3 protein-coding genes are annotated in these 3,490 nt (G+C 71.9%); all 3 read right to left on the bottom strand.

The window, feature by feature from the left end; all coding sequences use genetic code 11:
* The coding region (locus tag VF697_RS25175; RefSeq protein ID WP_331099220.1) for a VCBS repeat-containing protein at nucleotides 1-1,298 on the bottom strand (1,298 nt) is incomplete at its 3' end.
* Between the two features lie 53 nt (nucleotides 1,299-1,351).
* Complete coding sequence (locus VF697_RS25170; protein ID WP_331099219.1) at nucleotides 1,352-2,722, bottom strand: sigma-54 dependent transcriptional regulator; 1,371 nt, start codon at nucleotides 2,720-2,722, stop codon at nucleotides 1,352-1,354.
* A partial coding sequence (locus VF697_RS25165) for a sensor histidine kinase (RefSeq protein WP_331099217.1) occupies nucleotides 2,712-3,490 on the bottom strand: 779 nt, incomplete at its 5' end. The genes VF697_RS25170 and VF697_RS25165, both read right to left, overlap by 11 nt.

Below are 3,490 nucleotides of genomic sequence, written 5' to 3'. Positions count from 1 at the left end.
CCCCACAGCAGCTGGATGCCGCTCTCGGTGAGGACGGCCAGGTCCTGGGCGCCGTCCTTGTCGAAGTCCGCCACGGTCATCCCCTGGAGCCCCTGGCCCTCGGGGAAGGCGTTGAGCAACACCTGCGGCGAGAAGGCGCCGCTCGCCTGTCCCATGTACAGGCTCACCCGGCTGTCCCCGGAGTTGACCGCCAGCAGGTCCTCCGCGCCATCGCCATTGAGGTCCACCAGGACCAGCTGCCGGGGCCTGTTGCCGGCGGCATACGCGGTCGGCGTGAGGAGGAAGGAGCCATCATTCTGGCCGCTGAACACGAGCACCCGATTGCCATTCGTGTCGGCGACCAGCAGGTCCATGTACGGATCGACGCCGAGCCTCGCCGCCACGAGGCCGTGAGGCGAGCCGTCGACGGGTGTGAAGCGCTGGGCCTGGAAGGTGCCATCGCTGTTGCCGAGCATCACCCCCACCGACTGGCAGGCGTCCGACGTCTGGGAGCACGGCGGGTGGGAGAGGACGAGGTCCAGACGGCCATCCCCGTTGAAGTCCGCGGCCGTCAGCGCGGCGGAGGAAGCGGGGGCCTCGACGCTGACCGGGGTGGCGAAGGAGCCATTGCCATTGGACTTCAGCACGAGGAGCTTCTCGCTGGAGCCCCCCACGAGGACGACGCGCTGGCTGCCGCCAAAGGAGCCGAGGAGCATGTCGTCGCTGGACTGGCCCACGCTGGTGCTGGTGGCCGTCGGGAAGGTGCCATCTCCCTTGCTCCGGAACACCCGGAGGGAGCCCGCGTTGGCGGCGAGGATGTCCACCTTCTGGTCCCCGGTGACGTCCGCGAGCAGCACGGAGGTGGGAGTCGTGCCCGCGGGCAGCAGGGTGGGCGTCTGGAAGAGGCCCGCCTTGCGGTTGATCAGCACGGCCGCCGTGTTGCCCACGCCGTTCACCGTGACGAGGTCCGCGGCGCCGTCGCTGTTGAGGTCGCCAGCCGCGATGTCCCGAGGGGAGCCCGGCAGCGCGTACGGGACGGCGGCCAGGAAGCCGCACCGCCCCGCGCAGATGACGCCGCCATCCGGACAGGCGCCCGCGCACGAGCCTCCAGCGCACGAGGGCCTGGCCGCGAAGGTACCGCCGTCACTGAGGACCACGCCCCCATCGAGGGAGACGCTCTCCGAGTCTCCATTGCCTGGTGTCACGACGATGGGGGGCGAGGGCTGGTAGGGGCTGAAGGGAGTGTCCTCCTCCTCCGTGCAGGCGTTGACCAGCAGGAGCACGGCGCCCAGCGCGAGGAGGAGTCGGGTGAGGGGCACGAGGGGGAACCTCCGAAAGAGAGAGGTGCCCAGTGTACCCACCGCGCCCGAAGCTACGAGCCGTTTCCACTCCGCTCGCGCTCGCGGCGGTGGATGGTGGAGACGTCGATGCCGAGGATTTCCGCTGCCTTCGTCTTGTTGCCACCACACTGCGCCACCACGAAGGAGATGTACTCGCCCTCGAGCTGGCGCAGGGTGACGAGCTTCGACTGGGCCCGTGACAGGGGATGCGCGTCCGCGGTCACACCGGGCGCGTGGAGCTGGAGCGTGGGCAGGTCCACCGTCTCCTGGGCCGTCACCACCGCGAGGCGCTCGACGAGGTTCTCCAGCTCGCGCACGTTGCCAGGCCAGGGCGCGGCGGCGAGCGCGGCGAGGGCCTCGGGGGAGAAGCCGGTGAGGCGCGCGCGGGGGTTGCGCTTGCGCGACTGCGCGACGAAGTGCTCCACCAGCATGGGGATGTCCTCGCGGCGCTCGCGCAGGGGCGGCACGCGCAGCGGCACCACGTCGAGCCGGTAGAAGAGGTCCTGCCGGAAGCGGCCCTCGCGCACGCGCACCTCCAGGTCCTGGTGCGTGGCGGCCACCACGCGCACGTCCACCTTGCGCGAGGCGTCCGCGCCCACCGCGCGCACCTCGCCGTCCTCCAGCACGCGCAGCAGCTTGGCCTGGAGCTCGGGCGCCATGTCGCCAATCTCGTCGAGGAAGAGCGTGCCGCCGTCCGCCTCCAGGAAGAGGCCGCGCCGGGGCGTGGTGGCGCCGGTGAAGCTGCCCTTCACGTGGCCGAAGAGCTCGCTCTCCAGCAGCGCGTTGGGGATGGCCGTGCAGTTCACCGCCACGAAGGGGCCGTCCTTGCGCGGGCCCTCGAAGTGCAGCGCGCGGGCCACCAGCTCCTTGCCCGAGCCGCTCTCCCCGCGCACCAGCACCGGGGCCTGGGAGTGGGCCACGCGCTCGATGAGCTCGTAGAGGGCGCGCATGGGAGCGCTGCGGCCCACCAGCGCCGCGTAGGCCGAGCGGTCCCCCACCGCCTGGCGCAGCGCCCGGTTCTCCTCGCGCAGCCGGCGCTCGGCGATGGCGCGCTGCACGTACAGCAGCACCTCGTCGAGGCGGAAGGGCTTGGTGAAGTAGTGCGTGGCGCCGCGCCGCATGGCCTCCACGGCGTTCTCCACCCCGCCGAAGGCCGTCATGATGAGCACCGGCAGCGTGGGGTCCGCCTGCCGCACGGCGGCCAGCACGTCGAAGCCGTCCACCTGCTCCATGCGCAGGTCGCACACCACCGCGTCCAGCACGCGCCCGCGCACGGCGGCGAGGGCCTCCTGGCCGCTCGTGGCCACGTCCACCGTGTAGCCCGCGTCCGTGAGGTGGTCGGCCAGCAGCCGCGCCATCTCCACGTGGTCGTCCACCACCAGCACTCGTCCCTCAGACGGCATGTCGCTCCTCGTTCGGCGCCGCCGCCGTGGCGGGCCACCACAGCGTCACGCACGTGCCCTGGCCGGGCGCGCTCTCCAGCTCGATACGGCCTCCGTGGTTGCGGACAATCTGGGCCACCACCGTCAGCCCCAGTCCCGTGCCCTGGCCGCGCTTCTTCGTGGTGAAGAAGGGGTCGAAGACGCGGTTGAGGCTCTCGGACGGAATGCCGCACCCGTCGTCGCGCACCGTCACCCGCACCCCGCTCCAGGCCCCCGGCTCGCTCGGCGCCTCGAGCCGGGCGGCGATGCGCACCGTGCCCCCGGGCTCGCACGCGTCACACGCGTTGAGGGCCAGGTTGAGCACCACCTGTTGCAGCTGGTCCGGGTCCGCCGACAGCGCCGGCATCCCCTCGGGCACCTCCACCTCCACCTTCACCTTGCGCCGCTCGGCCTCGCCGCGCAGCAGCTCCTGCGCGCCCCTGAGCAGCGGCCCCACCGCCACGCCCTTCACCGCCACCGGCTGCACCCGCGAGAAGTCCAGGAGCTGGCGGATGGTGCGGCTCACCCGGTCTATCTGCTCGATGATGACCTGCACGCCAGCGGCCTGCGAGTGCTGCGCGCCCAGCTTGCCCAGCACGTACTCGGCCCGGCCGCGCACCACGCCCAGCGGGGTGCCAATCTCGTGGGCGATTCCCGCGGCGAGCATGCCCACGGTGGCCAGCTTCTCGGCGCGCACCAGCTGCGACTCGAGCGCGTGGACGTTGCTCAAATCCTCCACCACCAGCAGCA

It is taken from the genome of Archangium sp. (genome assembly GCF_036388035.1).
GTDB lineage: Bacteria > Myxococcota > Myxococcia > Myxococcales > Myxococcaceae > Archangium.
This window is presented reverse-complemented; position numbering and strand designations above follow the sequence as displayed.

Excerpts from the sequence above, each read along its gene's own strand:
- VF697_RS25170 (WP_331099219.1), bottom strand. The coding sequence starts at position 2,722 with ATGCCGTCTGAGGGACGAGTGCTGGTGGTGGACGACCACGTGGAGATG.